24 protein-coding genes and 1 pseudogene are annotated in these 19,437 nt (G+C 55.2%); 8 read left to right on the top strand and 17 right to left on the bottom strand.

The features are described 5' to 3' along the window. Positions 1 to 36 precede the first annotated feature (36 nt). Positions 37 to 480, bottom strand: coding sequence for a PTS sugar transporter subunit IIA (locus Electrica_RS07205; RefSeq protein WP_131048227.1), 444 nt, complete (start codon positions 478 to 480; stop codon positions 37 to 39). Positions 481 to 717: 237 nt separating this feature from the next. On the opposite strand from Electrica_RS07205, the gene Electrica_RS07200 reads away from it, so the two are divergent. After that, complete coding sequence (locus Electrica_RS07200; protein ID WP_131048228.1) at positions 718 to 1,737, top strand: LacI family DNA-binding transcriptional regulator; 1,020 nt, start codon at positions 718 to 720, stop codon at positions 1,735 to 1,737. 3 nt (positions 1,738 to 1,740) lie between these two features. Here the strand turns inward: Electrica_RS07200 and yfcD are convergent, their stop codons facing one another. The 4 genes from yfcD to Electrica_RS07180 form a co-directional block, all read right to left on the bottom strand. Then, entirely contained in the window at positions 1,741 to 2,295 is a 555-nt protein-coding gene (yfcD, locus tag Electrica_RS07195) for an NUDIX hydrolase YfcD (protein ID WP_100682793.1), read from the bottom strand. Positions 2,296 to 2,352: 57 nt separating this feature from the next. After that, a complete protein-coding gene (gene yfcE / locus Electrica_RS07190; RefSeq protein ID WP_100682794.1) occupies positions 2,353 to 2,904 on the bottom strand; it encodes a phosphodiesterase in 552 nt (183 codons plus the stop codon). A gap of 56 nt (positions 2,905 to 2,960) precedes the next feature. After that, the gene (gene yfcF / locus Electrica_RS07185; protein ID WP_141964087.1) at positions 2,961 to 3,605 is read right to left on the bottom strand and encodes a glutathione transferase; all 645 of its coding nucleotides are present in this window, start codon (positions 3,603 to 3,605) and stop codon (positions 2,961 to 2,963) included. Between the two features lie 96 nt (positions 3,606 to 3,701). Beyond that, a complete protein-coding gene (locus Electrica_RS07180; protein WP_407081246.1) occupies positions 3,702 to 4,022 on the bottom strand; it encodes an aldehyde dehydrogenase family protein in 321 nt (106 codons plus the stop codon). 118 nt (positions 4,023 to 4,140) lie between these two features. Between Electrica_RS07180 and Electrica_RS07175 the strand changes: the two genes are divergently transcribed. The 7 genes and pseudogenes from Electrica_RS07175 to Electrica_RS07145 all read left to right on the top strand — a co-directional run bounded on the left by Electrica_RS07175 (position 4,141) and on the right by Electrica_RS07145 (position 8,053). Continuing rightward, positions 4,141 to 4,335, top strand: coding sequence for a LysR substrate-binding domain-containing protein (locus Electrica_RS07175; RefSeq protein ID WP_407081245.1), 195 nt, complete (start codon positions 4,141 to 4,143; stop codon positions 4,333 to 4,335). 109 nt (positions 4,336 to 4,444) lie between these two features. Continuing rightward, a complete protein-coding gene (gene yfcG, locus Electrica_RS07170) occupies positions 4,445 to 5,074 on the top strand; it encodes a GSH-dependent disulfide bond oxidoreductase (protein WP_141964085.1) in 630 nt (209 codons plus the stop codon). 66 nt (positions 5,075 to 5,140) lie between these two features. Beyond that, positions 5,141 to 5,503, top strand: coding sequence for a dihydroneopterin triphosphate 2'-epimerase (gene folX, locus Electrica_RS07165; protein ID WP_015583781.1), 363 nt, complete (start codon positions 5,141 to 5,143; stop codon positions 5,501 to 5,503). A gap of 18 nt (positions 5,504 to 5,521) precedes the next feature. Then, a complete protein-coding gene (locus Electrica_RS07160; RefSeq protein ID WP_141964083.1) occupies positions 5,522 to 6,415 on the top strand; it encodes a TIGR01777 family oxidoreductase in 894 nt (297 codons plus the stop codon). A gap of 231 nt (positions 6,416 to 6,646) precedes the next feature. Further along, positions 6,647 to 6,863, top strand: a pseudogene (locus Electrica_RS28790) (hypothetical protein). 38 nt (positions 6,864 to 6,901) lie between these two features. Further along, entirely contained in the window at positions 6,902 to 7,468 is a 567-nt protein-coding gene (locus Electrica_RS07150; protein WP_131048275.1) for a helix-turn-helix transcriptional regulator, read from the top strand. A gap of 87 nt (positions 7,469 to 7,555) precedes the next feature. Next, a complete protein-coding gene (locus tag Electrica_RS07145; RefSeq protein ID WP_131048233.1) occupies positions 7,556 to 8,053 on the top strand; it encodes a GNAT family N-acetyltransferase in 498 nt (165 codons plus the stop codon). Between the two features lie 42 nt (positions 8,054 to 8,095). Here the strand turns inward: Electrica_RS07145 and hisP are convergent, their stop codons facing one another. The 12 genes from hisP to Electrica_RS07085 form a co-directional block, all read right to left on the bottom strand. Continuing rightward, complete coding sequence (hisP, locus tag Electrica_RS07140; protein WP_131048234.1) at positions 8,096 to 8,869, bottom strand: histidine ABC transporter ATP-binding protein HisP; 774 nt, start codon at positions 8,867 to 8,869, stop codon at positions 8,096 to 8,098. A gap of 7 nt (positions 8,870 to 8,876) precedes the next feature. Next, complete coding sequence (locus Electrica_RS07135) at positions 8,877 to 9,593, bottom strand: ABC transporter permease (protein WP_131048235.1); 717 nt, start codon at positions 9,591 to 9,593, stop codon at positions 8,877 to 8,879. Then, positions 9,590 to 10,276, bottom strand: a complete 687-nt coding sequence (locus Electrica_RS07130) for a histidine ABC transporter permease HisQ (protein ID WP_004865186.1) — start codon at positions 10,274 to 10,276, stop codon at positions 9,590 to 9,592. The genes Electrica_RS07135 and Electrica_RS07130 overlap by 4 nt, the downstream gene beginning before the upstream one ends. A 66-nt stretch (positions 10,277 to 10,342) precedes the next feature. After that, on the bottom strand, positions 10,343 to 11,125 hold the full coding sequence (gene hisJ / locus Electrica_RS07125; protein WP_131048236.1) for a histidine ABC transporter substrate-binding protein HisJ: 783 nt from the start codon (positions 11,123 to 11,125) through the stop codon (positions 10,343 to 10,345). 267 nt (positions 11,126 to 11,392) lie between these two features. Next, entirely contained in the window at positions 11,393 to 12,175 is a 783-nt protein-coding gene (argT, locus tag Electrica_RS07120) for a lysine/arginine/ornithine ABC transporter substrate-binding protein ArgT (protein WP_131048237.1), read from the bottom strand. A gap of 275 nt (positions 12,176 to 12,450) precedes the next feature. Beyond that, complete coding sequence (locus Electrica_RS07115) at positions 12,451 to 13,035, bottom strand: UbiX family flavin prenyltransferase (RefSeq protein ID WP_100682805.1); 585 nt, start codon at positions 13,033 to 13,035, stop codon at positions 12,451 to 12,453. A 156-nt stretch (positions 13,036 to 13,191) separates the two neighbouring features. Further along, the gene (gene purF / locus Electrica_RS07110) at positions 13,192 to 14,709 is read right to left on the bottom strand and encodes an amidophosphoribosyltransferase (protein ID WP_100682806.1); all 1,518 of its coding nucleotides are present in this window, start codon (positions 14,707 to 14,709) and stop codon (positions 13,192 to 13,194) included. A gap of 33 nt (positions 14,710 to 14,742) precedes the next feature. Further along, on the bottom strand, positions 14,743 to 15,231 hold the full coding sequence (gene cvpA / locus Electrica_RS07105) for a colicin V production protein (RefSeq protein WP_100682852.1): 489 nt from the start codon (positions 15,229 to 15,231) through the stop codon (positions 14,743 to 14,745). Between the two features lie 198 nt (positions 15,232 to 15,429). Next, positions 15,430 to 16,140, bottom strand: coding sequence for a cell division protein DedD (gene dedD / locus Electrica_RS07100; RefSeq protein WP_141964081.1), 711 nt, complete (start codon positions 16,138 to 16,140; stop codon positions 15,430 to 15,432). Next, positions 16,130 to 17,398, bottom strand: coding sequence for a bifunctional tetrahydrofolate synthase/dihydrofolate synthase (gene folC, locus Electrica_RS07095; RefSeq protein WP_131048239.1), 1,269 nt, complete (start codon positions 17,396 to 17,398; stop codon positions 16,130 to 16,132). Before folC ends, dedD begins: the two co-directional genes overlap by 11 nt. A 188-nt stretch (positions 17,399 to 17,586) precedes the next feature. Continuing rightward, on the bottom strand, positions 17,587 to 18,501 hold the full coding sequence (accD, locus tag Electrica_RS07090) for an acetyl-CoA carboxylase, carboxyltransferase subunit beta (RefSeq protein ID WP_202395313.1): 915 nt from the start codon (positions 18,499 to 18,501) through the stop codon (positions 17,587 to 17,589). Between the two features lie 200 nt (positions 18,502 to 18,701). Next, positions 18,702 to 19,361 (bottom strand): DedA family protein, encoded by a 660-nt coding sequence (locus Electrica_RS07085; protein ID WP_100682810.1) that lies wholly within the window; start codon positions 19,359 to 19,361, stop codon positions 18,702 to 18,704. Between the last annotated feature and the right edge of the window lie 76 nt (positions 19,362 to 19,437).

The following is a 19,437-nucleotide window of genomic DNA, read 5'->3' as shown; positions in this document are numbered from 1 at the left end:
GCGTAATGTTGAGAAAAATCGGATCAGGAAATTAAATCAGTAGCGGTCGATAATCTTTTTTATCTCCTCCAGGGTATTTGCCTGATGTAATTCAGCCATATCCTCATCACTGGAAAATAATTCAGCCAGTGTGGCGAGCATGTCGATATGACTATGTTTGTCCGGAGCCGCGAGCATAATAATGACATCCACGGGATCGAATTCTCCGGCAGCAAAAGAGACTCCCTTCTTCAGTTTTAATAACGATAGCCCCAGCCCTTTGGCCCCCTCTTCCGGCCGAGCGTGCGGCATTGCCAGCCCTGGTGCCAGCACATAATAAGGTCCCAATGTGCGGTGTTGTTCAACGATTGCCGTAACGTATTCCGGCGAAATCACCTGCAGATCCAGCAGCGGTTTCGCACACAGCTCCAGCGCCTGCGGCCAGTTCTCAACGCTATCCTTAAGGGTGATGGTCGTATCATATATCCAGTTTTTGAGCACTTTTTACTCCCGCTTCAACGCAAAAGATGAGCAAACTCTATTCAACACCTTCGTTCCTGGCTGCGATCAGGCTCACAAAGATAGCGCTACCAATGTTTAACATTCAGAATTGTGATAGCGCTATCAAATTATAATCATGGGATGAAATCACAGCAAAAAAAGGGATTTAAGGCGTATACTGCCTGTCACGTGCAGCAAGGGATCATAATAAAACGCGTCTGGTCAGCAGGAAGGTGTATGTCTCTAACCCGAAAACGGCGTAGTACCGGTAAAGTAACACTTGCCGATGTCGCACAGCTTGCCGGCGTGGGCACGATGACCGTGTCCCGGGCACTCCGCACGCCGGAGCAGGTTTCCGATAAACTGCGTGAAAAAATTGAAGCCGCGGTGCAAGAGCTGGGATATATGCCCAACCTCGCCGCCAGCGCGCTGGCCTCGGCCTCCTCATGGACGATTGCCATGGTCGTCCCCAATCTTTCCGAAGCGGGTTGCTCGGAAATGTTTGCCGGACTTCAGCAGGTGCTTCAACCTGCCGGATACCAGATCATGCTGGCGGAATCGCAGCATCGTCTTGAACAAGAAGAAAAATTACTCGAAACGCTGCTGGCATCAAACATTGCGGCGGCGATTTTGCTCAGCGTCGAACACTCTGATACCGTCCGTCACTGGTTGAAGAATGCCTCTATTCCGGTGATGGAGATGGGTGCGATGCGTGCCGATCCTATTGATATGAATATCGGAATAGATAATGTCGCCGCCATGTATGAGCTAACGGAAATGTTAATCAAGCGTGGCTACCAGAACATCGGCCTGCTGTGCGCTAACCAGGAACAGTGGATTTTTCAGCAACACCTGCAGGGCTGGTATAAAGCGATGCTACGCCATCATCTCTCACCGAATCGGGTGATTAATGCCGCCCTGCCGCCCAGTTTCTCTACCGGTGCTTCGCAATTGCCGGAGTTTTTACTCGCCTGGCCTGAGCTGGACGCTCTGGTCTGTGTTTCAGATGAGCTGGCCTGCGGAGTATTGTATGAATGCCAGCGTCGGCGTATCAAAGTACCTGACGATCTGGCCGTTGTTGGATTTGGCAACCATGATGTGAGCCGGGTTTGCCAGCCCCCATTAACAACAATGACGGTGCCACACCATAAGATCGGCATTGAGGCCGGGAGAGCTCTGCTTGCGCGCCTTAATGACGGAAACTGGAGCGATCAAAAAACGATCGTCTCCAGTTTGTGCCTGCGGGATAGCTGCTAAAATCTATTCAGCTTCGTCCTGCTTTTCGGTTTTCACCTGATCGTTGTTGGCGTTGCGGGTCATCCACAGCGCCAGCGCTTTTAATGAATCCGGGGTGAATTCATCGCAGCGGGCGGTAATCTCTTCCGGCGTCAGCCAGCACACTTCGCTCACTTCCTCTTCCTGCAAGGCAAAGGGGCCGTGCGACACACAGCTAAACAGGCTTCCCCAGACGCGACAGTGTTTATCTTCATAATAAAACTGACCATGGTCAGCAAACGGCACCCCGGCAATCCCCAGCTCTTCTTCCGCTTCGCGGCGCGCTGAGTCCAGCAGTTGCTCATCGGCCTGCACCACACCACCCGCTGTGGCGTCGAGCATACCGGGCTGGAAATCTTTTATCTCGGTACGGCGCTGCACCAGGATTTTGCCCATCCCATCATGAACAACAATATAGGTTGCCCGATGACGCAGGCACTGCGCACGCATTTGCCCGCGGCTGGACTGCGCTATCACCTCATTGTTTTCATTAACAATGTCTACCCATTCTGTGCTTGCCAAATCGTTCTGTTCCGCCATCAGGAAACCTTACTTTTGAAAGCGCTCTCGCGGCGCGTCTTTACGGTTGGGGGTAAATTACGGGTTAATTGCCACCTCTGCAATAACCTGATGATCATCAAGTGCTAAAACCTGTAATCGGTCCCCTTCCAGGAGGCCATAGCTGGCGGGAAATCCCCCTTTGGGAATACTGACCGAGCCAGGGTTGAAGAGGAAAATATCGCCGCGCTTCTCGGCTACCGGAATATGAGTATGACCATAAACCAGCACATCGCCAGCGGCGAGAGGCGGCATTTTTTCGGGGCTGTACAGATGCCCGTGGGTCAGAAACAGGCGGGTGCGTTCGCTCAGCACCTGCTGCCAGGGCGCAGTCATGGGGAACTCCAGCAGCATCTGATCGACTTCGCTGTCACAGTTGCCGCGAACGGCAATCACGCGCTGCGCGACGCCGTTGAGCTTCACGGCGACATCCGCTGGCGCATACCCTTCGGGTAACGCATTACGCGGCCCATGGTTCAACACATCGCCAAGAATAATCAGCCACTGCGCCCCACTTTGCGCGAACCGTTCCAGAACGCGTTCAGTAGCGGGCAGGGAACCATGAATATCCGATGCAAACATCAGCTTCATTTCTTCCGTCTCCACGCATTTCGGTGCGCCTATGATAGCGGAACCGCTGCTGCGAATCAGCCCGTGCGTTTAGCTGACAGTGCGACAAAACGCTGAACCGACGCCCGCTGCCACTGGAATGTCGCATAGTCCGCCAGCGACTCCGGGACCGCATCGCCATTGAGCACCAGCCGGTTGATCATCAGAGCAAGGTCAGTATCGGCAATCGACCATTCACCAAACAGATTATTGCCGCCGTGGGCCAACAGCTCCGCAGCGGTTTCGAATAATTTTTCCGCGCTTTTGCGGCCCGCGGCGCTAAGCTCCGGTTTCTTTTGCCCGGCGAAAACCACGTCGGTAGAGCGCTCCTCGCGAATGGGCATCAGATCGCTGCGCAGCCAGGCCTGCACCTGGCGCGCCCGGGCCCGCTTTTGCAGATCGTGGGGATAGAGCCGCTCCCACTCCGGCGGCGCGAAGCGTTCATCAAGATACTCGCTAATCGCAGACGATTCGCTAAGCGCGAAATCCTCCACCTCTAACAACGGCACGCGACGGGTCACGGTGTAACCTTTCCAGCCAGGCTGCTGGTTTTCACCGCTATTGAGATCGATGGTTTTAAGAGCAAATGGCAGGCTTTTTTCCTGCAGGGCAACGTAGACGGACATCACGTACGGCGAGAAAAAACTCGAATCGGACCACAGGGTAATGACAGGCTGGCTCATGGTATCCTCAATAAATTATGGGGCGATAAGTCAACATATCCTGTCTTTTATGGGATGTCACTTACCGCACCATGAGGATTTTGCATCCCCTGACGGCTAGCCGACCATCACCGTTTTTGGCTCCAGATAAGCCTGCATACCCCATTTCCCCATTTCACGTCCCAGACCGGATTGCCTGAAGCCGCCGAACGGCGCCTGCGGTTCATGTTCAAGGGTATTGACCAGCACGCGCCCGGACTCTATCGCCAACGCAACCGCCTGCTGCGCATCGGCATCATCCAGAATGAGGGTCGGTGATTTACCGCCAGGTTTCAGCGTGTGCGCGCCGCTGGCGATAATATGTTTCCCTACGGCGGTAGAGCCGGTGAAAGAAATTTTAGCGATATCGGGGTGATGGTTAATGATATCCCCCACCACGGCGTAATCAACCCCGCCACGCCGACCGGCGTCATCACAACCTGCGCACGCCCCGCCGGTTCAATAAATTCGAAGCGCGCCAGTGTCTCCATCGCCTGTTTAATGGTTTGCGCTGGCCATGCCGCCATCCATTTGTGTGGCACTTGCCGGACTTGGCCTGGCCTTCATCCCGGACTGGTTTATCCAGCAAGATCTGGCCTGCGGCAGGCTCGTCAGCGTGATGGATGAATGGTGTTCGTCATTTGCCGGGCTACACCTGTATTACCCCGGCAGCCGCGTTCCGCCTGGGCTGAAGGCCTTTGCTGGCGCGTGAATTGCGCGACTGTCCCGGTCCCGCAGGCAAAATTTAGCGCCCCCTCCTCCCGGATGGCGACAGGTCGCCTATACTCGAACAAGTGCGACCTACGACGGCGGGAGTCACCATGATCGACCTTTACTACGCCCCCACCCCTAACGGCCAAAAAATCATTCTCTTTCTCGAAGAGGCGCAGCTAGCCTGGCGGCTGATTCGGGTCGATATCAGCAAAGGGGAACAGTTTCGCCCACAGTTTCTCGCTCTCTCGCCGAATAACAAAATTCCGGCCATCGTCGACCACGTCCCCGTCGACGGCGGGGCGCCGCTCGGCCTGTTTGAATCCGGGGAGATTCTTCTTTATCTGGCTGAAAAGTCGGGGAAATTGTTGAGTAGCGAGCTGCGTGAGCGTCACACCACGCTACAGTGGCTGTTCTGGCAAGTCAGCGGATTAGGCCCTATGCTGGGACAGAATCACCATTTCAACCATCGCGCGCCGCAGGCGGTGCCCTATGCCATAGAGCGTTATCAGGTCGAGACCCAGCGGCTGTATAGCGTACTGAACCGTCGTCTGGAGGTCAGTCCATGGCTTGGCGGCGAACATTACAGTATTGCCGACATTGCCTGCTGGCCGTGGGTGCGCGCCCACCCTCGCCAGCGTATTGATCTCGCACATTTTCCGGCAATTCATAACTGGTTTGAACGCATTCGTCAGCGCCCGGCCACCGTTCAGGCGCTGATAAAAATACAACACCAATAACCCCCCTGCTCGCATGGCTTGCTTTCATGTATGATTGCGGAAATGACAACACGGAGGAAGCCTGCAATGTCTCAGCCAGACGCCATTATTCGTATAAAGAACCTACGTTTACGTACTTTTATCGGAATCAAAGAAGAAGAAATCGCTAACCGCCAGGATGTGGTGGTCAACGTTGCGATTCACTACCCGGCGGAGCGTTCCCGCAACAGTGAAGATATTAACGATGCGCTGAATTACCGCACGATTACCAAACGTATCATCAGCCACATTGAGAATAACCGCTTCTCACTGCTGGAAAAATTAACTCAGGATGTGCTCGACATCGCATGCGAACATCACTGGGTCACTTATGCTGAAGTTGAGATCGATAAACTTTATGCACTGCGCTACGCCGACTCCGTCTCCATGACCATGAGCTGGCGGCGCTAAGCTTCTTAGGGAGGCGCTATGAGGATTCTGCTTACTGGCGGTACCGGCCTGATTGGCCGGCATCTGATCCCCCGGCTGCTTGAGCTTGGGCATCACGTAACGGTTTCAACGCGCAGCCCGGAAAAAGCGCAATCCCGACTGGATGCCCGTGTCACCTTGTGGCGCGGCTTCGAGGGACATCATCACCTCAATGATATTGATGCCGTCATCAACCTGGCGGGCGAACCTATCGCCGACAAACGCTGGACGGCGGAACAAAAGCAGCGCCTGTGTCACAGCCGCTGGGATATCACTCAAAAGCTGGTGAACCTGTTCAACGCCAGCGATACGCCCCCCGCCGTACTGATCAGCGGTTCTGCCGTCGGCTTTTATGGCGATCTCGGGGAAGTTGTGGTGACCGAGGATGAGCCGCCGCACAATGAATTCACCCACAAACTCTGCGCCCGCTGGGAGCAACTGGCCTGCGAGGCGCAAAGCGATCGCACCCGTGTCTGCCTGCTGCGCACCGGCGTGGTGCTGGCGCCGACGGGCGGGATACTGGCCAAAATGATGCCGCTCTTCCGGCTTGGTCTCGGCGGCCCTATCGGTAACGGCAGACAGTATCTGGCCTGGATTCATATCGACGATATGGTTAACGGCATTCTGTGGCTGCTGGACAACGATCTCAGCGGGCCTTTCAATATGGTTTCCCCTTATCCGGCCCGCAATGAACAGTTTGCTCATTCTCTCGGGCATGTACTGAATCGTCCGGCAATTTTCCGCGTACCGGCCACGGCCATTCGTCTGCTGATGGGAGAGTCGTCGGTACTGGTGCTCGGCGGGCAGCGAGCGCTGCCCCGGCGCCTGGAGGATGCCGGTTTTGGCTTCCGCTGGTACGATCTGGAAGAAGCGCTAAGAAATATCGTCGGCTAAACACGCCGTATAGTCATCCCGGGAGAATGGTCTTTCTCCCGGGAGCTCCCCTGATTTCACCTGTGGAAGCTGTCTCGCAGTCACTCGCTCTCCTGCCGCCGTTTCGCTATCGCTGTGAAGCCTGTTCCAGCCTCCTCTTCTGCTCTCTGTCATAAGGTCCTGATGTCGATTTTATCGACAGCGCCTTGTTGACATCCGTCAACGAGAGGTTCAGTATCAGAGGACGCATTGATGAAGGAACATCCGGATAAACACATCAGAGCAGCCATTGCCTATGCTCGATCGCGAGGGGAGATTTTTCGCTGGCGGGAATAGCGCGCACTGCTTCGGACGGCTCAGGTGCGTTACAACCGCGCATCGTGAACATATGATGAGCGTCTGGTCTACACCGAGCGCTCCCGAGAATCACGCCAGGCAAATTATCAGAATGGTCGAGCGCTGCCGCTAAACACCGGCGACCCGACTTCATTACAAGGGTAGCAAATGATGGCCCTCTACAACTTCACGCTCACGCTGTCAGGCGTTAGCGCCCGGACGCCAGGTCTTGAGGATGCATTGCATCACGCCGGTTGTACTGATGCCCTGGTTTGTTTTTACGGGACGGCGGTATATCTGGAATTCGATCGTGAGAGTGAGTCGCTTGAACGGGCAATTCTGTCGGCGATCGATAACATCGAATCTTCATCAGGACTCAATGCCCGGGTTGAGTCCGTTGACGCGACGCTGGTAGGCTTAAGCGATATCGCCGAACTCACCGGCCTTTCCCGACAGGCCATCGCCCTGCTGAAAGATGGGGCTCGAGGCTCAGGAAAATTCCCAGGCCCCGTGCAGCGCGTACAAGGCAACTCGCCGCTGTGGCGCTGGAAAACCATCGTCCACTGGCTGGTCACGGAAAAAAGAATTGCCGCAGACTCTCCGCTGGTCGAGCATGCAGAGATCCTCGATAGCCTGAACCTGGCCCTGCAGCTGCGCGCTTCCCGGCGCAGCGAAACCGTGCTGCACTATTTTCACGGGCTCGACAAACCGCTACCGACTTCACCCGCCGCCGGGTAATTCACCGCAACGGAACGGTATAAGATCATGCAATCCGATCCTTTCTGGTGTTAAGGTTAGCGGACGAACTACCGAAATGGCCCGTTTATCATGACGCTAACCACTCCCCGACTCCTGCTTTCCCCGTTTACTGAATCTGACTGGCCTTTTTTCCTCCGCCTGCGTCGCGACCGCGAGGTGATGCGCTTTATGGGCGAAATACTCGATGAACCCGCGCTGCGCACCCTGTTTGCTGCGCGCTGCGCTGACCCCGGCGTATTTGTGCTGCGCGATAAACAGGGCGAGGCCATCGGTGATATCGGTCTGCGCATTAGCAGTAAAAATCCGCACGAAGCCGATGTCGGGTATGCTCTCATCCCGCAGGCGCAGAGTCAGGGATATGCCCGTGAAGCGCTGCGGGCGATATGTGATTACGGCTTTAGCCAGCTCGGCGTCAATGCCATTAACGCCTGGGTACTGGGTGACAACATCGGGTCGGCGCGTCTGCTGGAAAAACAGGGTTTTGTGCGGATTCAGGTGCTGGAAAAAGCCTGTCACCTGAACGGCGTCGATTACGATGACTGGATATATCGGCTGGAGCGGTAATCCACTCCCGGCGAACGGTATCGCCGGGAGAGACGGCAAGGCTTATTTCAAGGAGCCTTTCAGGAACTGCTGCAGGCGTGGGCTTCGCGGATTGCCGAACAGCTCATCCGGATGACCTTCCTCTTCAATCTTACCCTGATGCAGGAAAATGACGTGCGAGGAGACATGGCGCGCAAAGCCCATTTCATGGGTCACTACCACCATGGTTTTCCCCTCTTCCGCCAGCTTCTGCATGATCCGCAGCACTTCCCCGACCAGTTCGGGGTCAAGCGCGGAAGTGGGTTCGTCAAACAGCAGTACATCGGGCTCCATCGCCAGCGCACGCGCAATGGAGACACGCTGCTGCTGACCGCCGGAGAGATGCACCGGGTATTTGATCTGCTGACGCTCGTCGATACCCACTTTCGCCAGATATTTCACCGCCCGCTCGCGCGCTTCCTGTTTGCTCAGCCCGAGAACCTGAATCGGCGCCTCCATGACGTTTTCCAGCACCGTCATGTGGCTCCACAGGTTGAAATGCTGGAACACCATCGTCAGGCGCGTACGCAGCAGACGCAGCTGGTTTTTATCTGCGACCTTCAGCTGGCCGTCTTTGTCGCGGACCAGGCCGATATTCTGTCCATTAACCACTATCGTGCCTTCGCTGGGCTTTTCCAGGAAGTTAATGCAGCGCAAAAAGGTACTTTTACCGGAACCCGATGAACCGATAATGCTGATAACGTCCCCGGCTTGCGCCTGTAACGAGACGCCTTTCAGCACCTCATGCTCGCCGTAACGTTTATGGAGATCGATAACATTTAATTTATTGTCGGACATGGCGGTCTCAATGCGTCGAAGAAGGTTTGATATGCTGCAACCAGCGCTTTTCCGCCTTGCGGAACAAGCTAATCAGCACATACGAAATCATTAAATAGAGCACCGCGGCAATCCCGAAAGCGGTAAACGGCTGATAGGTCGCCGAGTTAATATCTCTGGCGATTTTCAGCAGATCCGGCACGGTGGCGGTAAAGGCCAGCGCGGTGGAGTGCAGCATCAGAATCACTTCGTTGCTGTACGCAGGCAGCGCGATACGCAGCGCAGACGGCAAAATAATGCAGCGATACATTTTGACCGATGAGAAACCATAGGCCCGCGCCGCTTCAATTTCCCCGGGAGGAACGGATCGGATAGCCCCGGCAAAAATCTCCGTGGTATAAGCGCAGGTATTGAGCGTTAACGCCAGCACCGTACAGTTGAGGCCGCTGCGGAAAAAGGCGTTCAGCAGCTCGGTGCCTTTGACGATTTCCAGGGTATACATCCCGGAGTAAAACACCAGCAGCTGCACGTACAGCGGCGTACCGCGGAACACATAGGTAAACAGCCAGATTGGGAACTGAATGTATTTATTCGCAGAGACGCGTCCGATAGCGAGAAATACCGCCAGTATGCCGCCCATCACCACCGAGGAGATCAGCAGCCACAGCGTGATAGCCACCCCGGTAAAGCGATAGCCGTCGGTCCACAGCAGGGATTTCCAGTACTCCTGAATAATCTCAATCACAGGTCAGCCCTCTTCACGCCCACGGAGTAACGGCGTTCAAGCAGCAGCAGTACACCATTGGAAACGGTTGTAAACACGAGATAAACCAGACCGCAGACGATCGCAAAGTAGAACGGCTGCCAGGTGCTTTTCCCTGCCAGCTGGGTGGCTTTGACCACATCTTCCAGTCCCAGCAGAGACACCAGCGCCGTTGCCTTGAGGATAACCTGCCAGTTGTTGCCAATCCCCGGTAACGCATAGCGCATCATTGCCGGAAAGAGGATCCGCCGGAAGGTCTGCCCGTTGCTGAAGCCAAAAGCGGTTGCGGCTTCGATATGTCCTTTCGGAACCGCCATAAAAGCGCCGCGAAAGGTTTCCGTAAAATAGGCGCCGTAGATAAAGCCCAGCGTAATAATCCCCGCGATCATCGGGTCGATATCAAACTGCGATAGTCCCAGCGCATCGGTGAGCGTATTCAGCGCAATCTGCAGACCGTAGAAAATCAGCAGCATCAGCACCAGATCGGGCACGCCGCGAATTAACGTGGTGTAGCCTTCAAATACCAGCGCCAGCGGTCGATTGCTCGATAGCTTTGCTCCGGCACCCGCCAGACCAATGAGGACCGCCAGCACGACCGAACTAAGAGCCAGCTCCAGTGTGACAAGAGCGCCCTGTAAAATAACCTGTGAAAACCCGTACAGCATGCTGTCTGCCCTGTCTGTCATCGACCATCGCGCGCCAACATGCGCGCGATGGGGTACGTATGATGCTTAGTCACCGTACACGTTAAAATCGAAATATTTTTTTGCCAGCTTGTCGTAGGTGCCATCTTTGCGCATTTCCGCGAAGGCTTTATTTAGCGCCTCACGCAGCTCGTTGTCCTCTTTACGCAGGCCCATGCCGGTGCCGACGCCAAACAGTTTTTCATCCTTAATCGACGGACCGCCAAACTGGTAATCTTTGCCCACTGGCTGCTTGAGGAAGCCTTCGCTCGCGGCCACTTCATCCTGGAACGCTGCGTCGATACGCCCGGCGGTCAGGTCGGCATAGATATTGTCCTGGCCCTGGTAGGAGACAATTTCAATGCCTTTCGGCGCCCAGTGCTCATTACCGTAGGTCTCCTGGGTTGTCCCCTGGAGCACACCGACACGCTTGCCTTTCAGCCTGGCGAGATCCGGCGTGATATCACTACCTTTTTTCACGACCAGACGGGAATCCGCAGCGTAAAGTTTGTCGGTGAAAGCAATTTCCTGCTGACGTTTTTCGGTAATGGATAACGAAGACATAATCGCATCGATTTTCTTCGCTTTTAAAGAGGGGATCAGCGCATCCAGCGGGTTTTCAACGAAGGTACATTGCGTATTGATACGCTTACACAGCTCTTTTGCCAAATCGATGTCAAAACCAATCAACTGACCCTGTGCATTTTTCGATTCGAACGGGGCATAAGTTGGATCGGTACCGATACGGAGTTTTTGCGGAATGGCTGCGAATACCGAGCTAACGCTGGAAAGGGCCAGCGCTAAAGAAAGAGACAACGCCAGTTTTTTCATAACTATCCTCAACAGACTGTCATTCTAACGAGTTTTTTAGAAGTACTTACAGCAGTTATCGTGCCATTATTCGCCCCGGTAAGGCAAAGCATTCTGCGCCGGGAGGCCAATTATTTCGCAGCATAAACGCTTAACTATGCATTAAGCGCCCGACAAAATCGCCTTTTATGCACCAAAGCAGGACATTGCTGGCGGGGTTGCACCGATATAGTGCAGATACGGACGTGCGAAATCCATCAGGCCCGGTTTCCCGGGCCAGCGGCATGCTTAGTCGCCGTAGATGTTAAAGTCGAAGTATTTCTTCGCCATTTTGTCGTAGGTCCCGTCTTTACGCATTTCAGCCAACGCTTTGTCGAAAGCGGCTTTCAGCTCGCTGTCGGTTTTACGCAGGCCGATGCCGGTACCATCGCCGAAGAATTTTTTATCTTTAACAGAGGGACCGGCAAAGGCGAAATCTTTACCGGCAGGTTGTTTGAGGAAGCCTTCGCTGGCGGCGACTTCATCCTGCAGGGCAGCGTCAAGACGGCCGGCAGTAAGGTCGGAATAGATCAGATCCTGGTTCTGGTAGGCTATGACATCCACGCCATGGCTACGCCAGCGCTCATTGCCGTACGCTTCCTGAGTTGACCCCTGCAGCACCCCGACGTGTTTGCCCTTCAGGGATTCCAGCGTTGGCTGGATTGATGAGCCTTTCGCTGCAATCAGACGGGAGTCAGCGGCATACAGCTTGTCAGAGAAGGCAATCTCCTGCTGACGTTTTTCGGTAATCGATAATGAAGAGATAATGGCGTCAATTTTCTTCGCCTTCAGCGAGGGAATCAGTGAATCAAAGTCACTCCCCACCCAGGTACATTTCACCTTGATGCGCGAACACAGTTCATTGCCCAAATCAATATCAAAGCCGATGAAGTCACCTTTCGCATCCTTCGATGAAAAAGGCGCGTAGGTAGGGTCGGTGCCGATACGGATACTTTGCGGCAGCGCGGCAAAAACGCTGGAAGCGCTGCTGATTCCCATGATTAAAGAGAGGGCCAGGATCGTCTTCTTCATACAATACCCTTAAGTGTCGTGATGTTGTTATATGGTGCGTTGTTTCGTTATGTGTGTAGCCGACTCATCCTGCAGGTTTTATGCCATCTTCTCAGTGCGTGCTGGAAACAGCGTTAAATTTGTTAATATAAAGTTGCAAGATTGTCTTGAGAGGGAAGATAGCAGCATTGATGGGCAAACCGCAGTGGCCTGACGCAAAAAAACCAATTAAATGTCGAGGATTTGATCGGGGCGACAAAATTGCACTGCGGAGACGCAAAAGTTCACGGCACGCACTACTTTAGTGCGTCAGAAGGCCCCTGCCAGCGGGTAAAGAGATCCTGGGGAAGGGTAATATCGAACTGATCGATGACCCGGTTGACCGTCTGATTAATCACATCATCGAGGGTTTGCGGGCGATGGTAGAAGGCCGGGACCGGCGGCATGATCACCGCGCCCATCTCCGCGGCCTGAACCAGCAGGCGCAGATGCCCGAGATGGAACGGCGTTTCCCGCACGCACAGAACCAGCGGGCGGCGCTCTTTGAGGATAACGTCCGCCGCGCGGGTCAGCAGACCATCGGTATAGCTGTGCACAATTCCTGAAAGCGTTTTCACGGAACAAGGCAGGATCGCCATACCGGCCGTCTTAAACGACCCCGACGAGATGCTGGCGGCGATATCGCGCGCATCATGGACCACATCCGCCAGCGCCTGCACCTCCCGCAGGGAATACTCGGTCTCCAGCGCCAGCGTCTGCCGCGCTGCCTGACTCATGATCAGATGCGTCTCGACGGCAGGCACATCGCGTAAAATCTGAAGCAATCGCACACCGTAAATGGCGCCGCTGGCGCCGGAGATACCAATAATAAGTCGTTTCACGATGATTGCCTCTTCCACATAATGGGGCAGACTTTGCCGGATTATAGCACCGGACGCAAGCCTTGCGGCCCGCTAAGCGTCAAGCCGGGCCATCGGGCCCGCAAAGCAAAAAGCCCGCAGTCTGGCGACGGCGGGCTTTGACAACAAAGGTGTGGCTTAGCCTTCGTTATGCATCTCTAAGTTTTCCACTTCGTTCTGACGCTGCACCGCTTTCGCATCGTCATTACGTAAGGAATCGAGATAATCGAGGTACTGCTGGTCTACGTCCCTGGTGACGTACACGCCGTTAAATACCGAACATTCAAACTGTTGAATATCCGGGTTTTCCGCACGCACGGCATCAATCAGATCGTTCAGATCCTGGAAGATAAGGCCATCAGCTCCGATGAGCTGGCGGATTTCGTCCACTTCGCGACCGTGGGCGATAAGCTCGGTTGCCGTCGGCATATCAATGCCGTAAACGTTCGGGAAACGAATCTCCGGCGCAGCGGAAGCCAGATAGACTTTTTTCGCACCGGCTTCGCGCGCCATCTCGATGATCTGCTCCGAGGTGGTGCCACGCACGATGGAGTCATCCACCAGCAGCACGTTTTTATCCCGGAACTCAGCGCGGTTGGCATTGAGCTTACGACGCACCGACTTCCGGCGCAGCTGCTGACCGGGCATGATGAACGTCCGGCCAACGTAACGGTTTTTTACGAAACCCTGGCGATAAGGTTTATCGAGAATACGGGCAATTTCCAGCGCGATATCGCAGGAGGTTTCCGGAATCGGAATGACCACGTCGATGTCCAGATCTTCCCATTCGCGGGCGATCTTCTCACCCAGTTTAGTGCCCATATTAACGCGCGCACTGTAGACGGAAATCTTATCGATAAACGAGTCCGGGCGAGCAAAATAGACGTACTCAAAGAGGCACGGGTTGCTGACCGGGTTCTCAGCGCACTGGCGGGTAAACAGCTGGCCCTTCTCGGTAATATAGACCGCTTCACCTGGCGCCACATCGCGCAGGAATTCGAAGCCCAGGGTATCCAGCGCCACGCTTTCGGAGGCGACCATATACTCGGTACGGCCATCGCCGACATCGCGTTTCCCCAGCACCAGAGGACGGATGCCGTTTGGATCGCGGAAGGCAACCATCCCGTGACCAATGATCATCGCCACGCAGGCGTAAGCGCCGCGAATCTGCCGATTGGTCGCCGCAATTGCCGCAAAGATATTGTCGGCTTCCAGCGGGTAATGGCGGAAGTTATCCAGTTCGCTGGCGAAAATATTGAGCAGAATTTCGGAATCGGAGGTGGTGTTGATATGGCGGCGTTTTTCTTCAAACAGCTTCTTACGCAGCTCGTGCGCATTGGTCAGGTTGCCATTATGCGCCAACGTAATACCATACGGTGAGTTGACATAGAAAGGCTGCGCCTCGGAGGCGCTTGAGCTGCCCGCCGTAGGATAGCGAACATGGCCAATACCCATATTGCCCTGCATACGCTGCATATGACGAGCTTCAAAAACGTCGCTCACCAGCCCGTTCGCCTTACGCAAACGGAAACAGTTATTTGCATCAATAGTGATGATGCCTGCGGCATCCTGGCCACGATGCTGAAGCACCGTTAACGCGTCATAAATCGACTGGTTTACCGGCATAACACCGGCGATACCGACAATACCGCACATACGTCTTTTCCTCGTTCAGCCACATCCCAACGCTTATGCTTTGGGCAAGAAACTTGACGAGCTTTGCAGATAGTCAAAAAACCATCTGATAACGAAACTGAACTGCGGGATAAGCTCTGACTTTTGCCAGTCTTCGCTTTTCGCCATACCGGTAAAGCTATCGAGAAAGAACAGAATCGCAGAGACAATCAGCACGCCACGCAGGGCGCCAAAACAGATCCCTAACACCCTGTCGGTACCCGACAGGCCCGTTTTCTCCACCAGTGCGCCAATCACATAGTTAACGATGGCGCCAACGATAAGCGTTACGATAAACAGTATCGCGATAGCAATCCCATTGCGGACCATTTCGTCTTCAAAGCCCGTGAACCAGACAGCCAGGTAAGTGTAGTAATGACTGGCGACAAAGAAAGCGCATCCCCAGGTTACCAGCGATAACGCTTCACGAACAAAGCCGCGGATCAGGCTTACCAGACAGGAAAAACCAATCACCGCTATAATGACGTAATCAATCCAGACCATAAACATCCCACGATTTACGCCCTGTCGTCCGGTTCGGGGCGCATTCTAACAGAAAAAGAAAACGTTTGCGTAGGGATTTCCGTGCCCTACAGAAATAAAAATAGCGCTGAAAAAACATTCAACGCCATGCTGTCTTTCGCCTCCTGAAAGCGCGTCAGACAGGAGCTTTAGCTCTCACCAGCGCGGAGCGGGGCAAGATTAGTTGGGGCTATATCCCATGACCACACCGCTCAGACCGGAGATCTGTTTCAGGTCGCCAAGCTGCCCTTTCAGTTTATCTTTTGACGCGTCCGGGCCGACCAGAATACGGGTAATTTTACCCTGAACCGGCGTCGAAGGCGACGTGTAGACCTTAAAGCCGGAGGAACGCAGCTTACCGACGATTTCATTGACCTTATCCGCATTCTTCAGCGCGCCGAGCTGCACCACATAGGCTTTGCCGGTCGGAGCAGGTATCTCTGCCGGTTTCGCCGGCGGCGTCTGAGCAACGGTTTGTTGCTGCGGCTTCTCAACCGGCTTCGGCGACTGGGGCTGTGCTTTAGGCTGAGTCTGAGGTTGGGCCTGTGGTTTGGGCTGCGGCTGCGGCTTCGGCGCGACAACCGGCTCCTGCGCATCATCGAAACTGTTGCTGTTAACCGGGATGCGCGACGGATCCAATGACGGCGCAGCGGCATCCCCCGCTCTGACCTCTTCAGCCGCTCCCTCCGGCGGTTGAGCCGGAAGTGCCTGCGTCGCCGCCGGAAGCATATCCGGCTCATCGCGATCGCCCGGTTTTGGCACCAGTGGAATTGCCGCGAACTCGTCCTGATAATGCTTTTTCTGACCGTCAAGCAGACCCGGGAGGATAATCACCCCCAGCGCGACCAGCACAATCGTCCCGACTAAACGGTTCTGAAACTTACTCGCCACCGATTCTCCCCGCCTCTATTTCTTCCATTACATGCGCCACCGTATGGAATGAACCACACACCAGCACCGTATCTTGCGGTCTGGCATCGGCCATCGCCGCATGCCAGGCCTGAGCCACATTGGCGTAAGCTTTTCCTGCGCGCAAATGCGCCTGCAGCTGTTGCGCCGTTGCGCCGCGCGGCCCTTCCAGAGGCGCGCAGTACCAGCTATCCACTTCCGCCGTCAGATTTGCCAGCGTGCCGGCAATATCCTTATCATGCAGCATACCAACAACCGCCAGCACGCGCCCCGTTTTCGACAGGCTTTTGAGACGTCCGGCAAGCCAGGCGGCCGCGTGAGGGTTATGCGCCACGTCGAGAATAACACGCGGCGCTTCGCTGATTATCTGAAAACGCCCCGGCAACATGGCCTGTTTAATGCCGTCGCGAATCGCCGGCTCGCTCACCTGAAGTCGGCTGGCCCGCAGCGCCGCCAGCGCGGTTGCCGCATTCGGCAACGGGATCTGCGGCAACGGTAAATCCGTCAGCGTTCCCTCCCCGTCGCTGAACGACCACGTCTGCGCATCGGCGCCATAGCGCCAGTCGACGTCGCGTCGCAGAAGCATCGCGCCTTTCCCGGCGGCCACTTCAGCAATGGAATGAGGCATCTCCGGCTCGCCAACAACGGCCGGTTTGCCGGCACGGAAGATACCGGCCTTCTCGCGACCAATGCTTTCCCGATCCGGCCCCAGCCAGTCAGTATGATCCAGGGCGATACTGGTCACCACCGCCACATCCGCATCGACGATGTTGGTGGCATCAAGACGCCCGCCGAGACCGACCTCGAGGATCACCACATCGAGCTGCGCCTGCTTAAACAGCCACAGCGCGGAGAGCGTGCCAAATTCGAAATAGCTCAGGGAAATCTCACCGCGCGCCGCTTCAATTTCCGCAAAAGAGGCGGTATGCGCCGCTTCCGGCAGCTCCGCGCCCTGTACTCGCACGCGCTCGGTATAGCGCACCAGGTGCGGCGAACTGTAAACCCCGACCTTGTAGCCTGCCGCCATCAGCACAGACTCCAGCGTACGGCAGGTGGTTCCTTTACCATTGGTTCCCGCCACCGTAAAGACGAACGGCGCTGGTTTTAACACCGCCATCCGTTCGGCGACTTCGCTCACGCGGGTCAGTCCCAGATCGATGGTTTTACTGTGCAGGTGTTCCAGATAGGAAAGCCACGTAGCCAGGGGCGACGTGGCCTGAGGAATAGGTTCTTTTTCCATGATGTCCGCGAGTATTAACGGTAAATACGCTTCATCCTTCAAACTGCCTCTTGCCGGCAGCGCTCGTCACCCGCGCAGTCCATTGGGCCGGGCCTGACGGGGCTTTAGCCTTGCCGCCGCGCCGCAGTTTGAATGATGGCGCATAGAATTAAAAAAGGGCAGCGCCGTCAGGCCTGCCCTCCGAATTATCAGGCCTCTGGTTCCTGATCCGGTGCCGGTGGCACCACCTCACCTTCGTGAGAGACGTCCTGACTGGGCGCCGGAAGATTCATCAGCTTCGCCAGAATGCTGGCCAGCTTCAGACGCATTTCCGGGCGACGAACGATCATATCGATCGCCCCTTTTTCAATCAGGAACTCACTGCGCTGGAATCCCGGCGGCAGTTTCTCACGTACGGTCTGCTCGATAACGCGAGGACCCGCAAAGCCGATCAGGGCTTTCGGCTCTGCAATGTTGAGATCGCCCAGCATCGCGAAGCTCGCCGATACGCCGCCCATGGTCGGGTCGGTCAGCACGGAGATATACGGCAGGCCACGCTCCTGCATTTTTGCCAGCGCGGCTGACGTTTTCGCCATCTGCATCAGCGACATCAGCGCTTCCTGCATACGCGCGCCGCCGGAAGCGGAGAAGCAAACCAGCGGGCAATTATCTTCCAGCGCCTGTTCTACCGCGCGCACGAAGCGCGCGCCAACAACCGAACCCATCGAACCGCCCATAAAGGAGAATTCGAATGCTGCTGCGACAACCGGCATCTCGTGCAGAGTGCCCTTCATGACCACCAGCGCATCTTTTTCACCGGTCTCTTTTTGAGCCGACGCCAGACGGTCTTTGTATTTTTTCGAATCGCGGAACTTCAGCACATCTTTCGGCTCGAGCTCGCTTCCCAGCTCCACCAGGGAACCTTCGTCCAACAGGCTATGCAGGCGATTACGCGCCGACATACGCATGTGGTGATCGCACTTAGGGCAAACCTCCAGGTTGCGCTCCAGCTCCGCGCGGTACAGAACCTGCCCGCAGCTGTCGCACTTAGTCCATACACCCTCAGGAATGCTCGCCTTGCGGGTGGGAGTGATATTGCTTTTAATTCGTTCAATCCAGCTCATTGATAACCTTTCTGCCTGAACCTGGTCAATGCCAGTTTTGTCGTAAGGGGCGCATAATGCCATTTTTGACCCTTACAGACCATGAATGTTGCACATTAAATCATAACATCCCGTAACATGGGATAAAAAAGTGGTCGTACCGCTCACACTTCCCTCTTCGGGCAACGACGCGCCGCCCGAAGAAGATAAAGGCTGGAGGCTTATTTCGTCTGCTTCGCCGCTGCGCGTTTGTGGCGAATAATTTCAATGACTCCTGGCAGCACCGACAGAACAATAATAGCGACAATCAGCAGCTTCAGGTTTTGCTGAACGATCGGCAAATCGCCGAACAGGTAGCCTGCGTAGGTAAACAGCAGAACCCACAGCAGCGCGCCAACCACGTTATACGCGGCAAAATGACGATAGGACATATGGCCCATTCCCGCCACAAACGGCGCGAAGGTTCTGACGATCGGCACAAAACGCGCAAGGATAATCGTTTTGCCGCCGTGGCGCTCATAGAACGAATGGGTTTTATCCAGGTAGCTGCGACGGAAAATCTTCGAGTTGGGGTTACTGAAGAGCTTTTCGCCAAACAGCCGTCCGATAGTGTAGTTCAGCGCATCGCCGACAATGGCCGCAATGACCATCAATACTACCATCAGATGCACGTTCAGATCGTTCGTCGGCAGCGCCGACAGCGCACCGGCCACGAACAGCAGCGAATCACCGGGCAGGAATGGCGTCACCACCAGACCCGTTTCGCAAAACAGAATCAAGAACAAAATAGCGTAAACCCAGATACCGTAATCGGCAACCAGCTCAGCCAGATGCACATCAATATGCAGGATGAAATCAATTAAAAAGCGAATCAGGTCCATATTGTATGAGTCCTTAATGACACGACACAAAATCGGCCAGGATGCCGTGCGGCGACAAACTGGTCGTTTCCGGCCG

The organism is Klebsiella electrica (genome assembly GCF_006711645.1).
GTDB classification, from domain to species: domain Bacteria; phylum Pseudomonadota; class Gammaproteobacteria; order Enterobacterales; family Enterobacteriaceae; genus Klebsiella; species Klebsiella electrica.
Note: the sequence above shows the minus strand (reverse complement) of the source record. Positions and strands in the feature narration are given on the sequence as shown.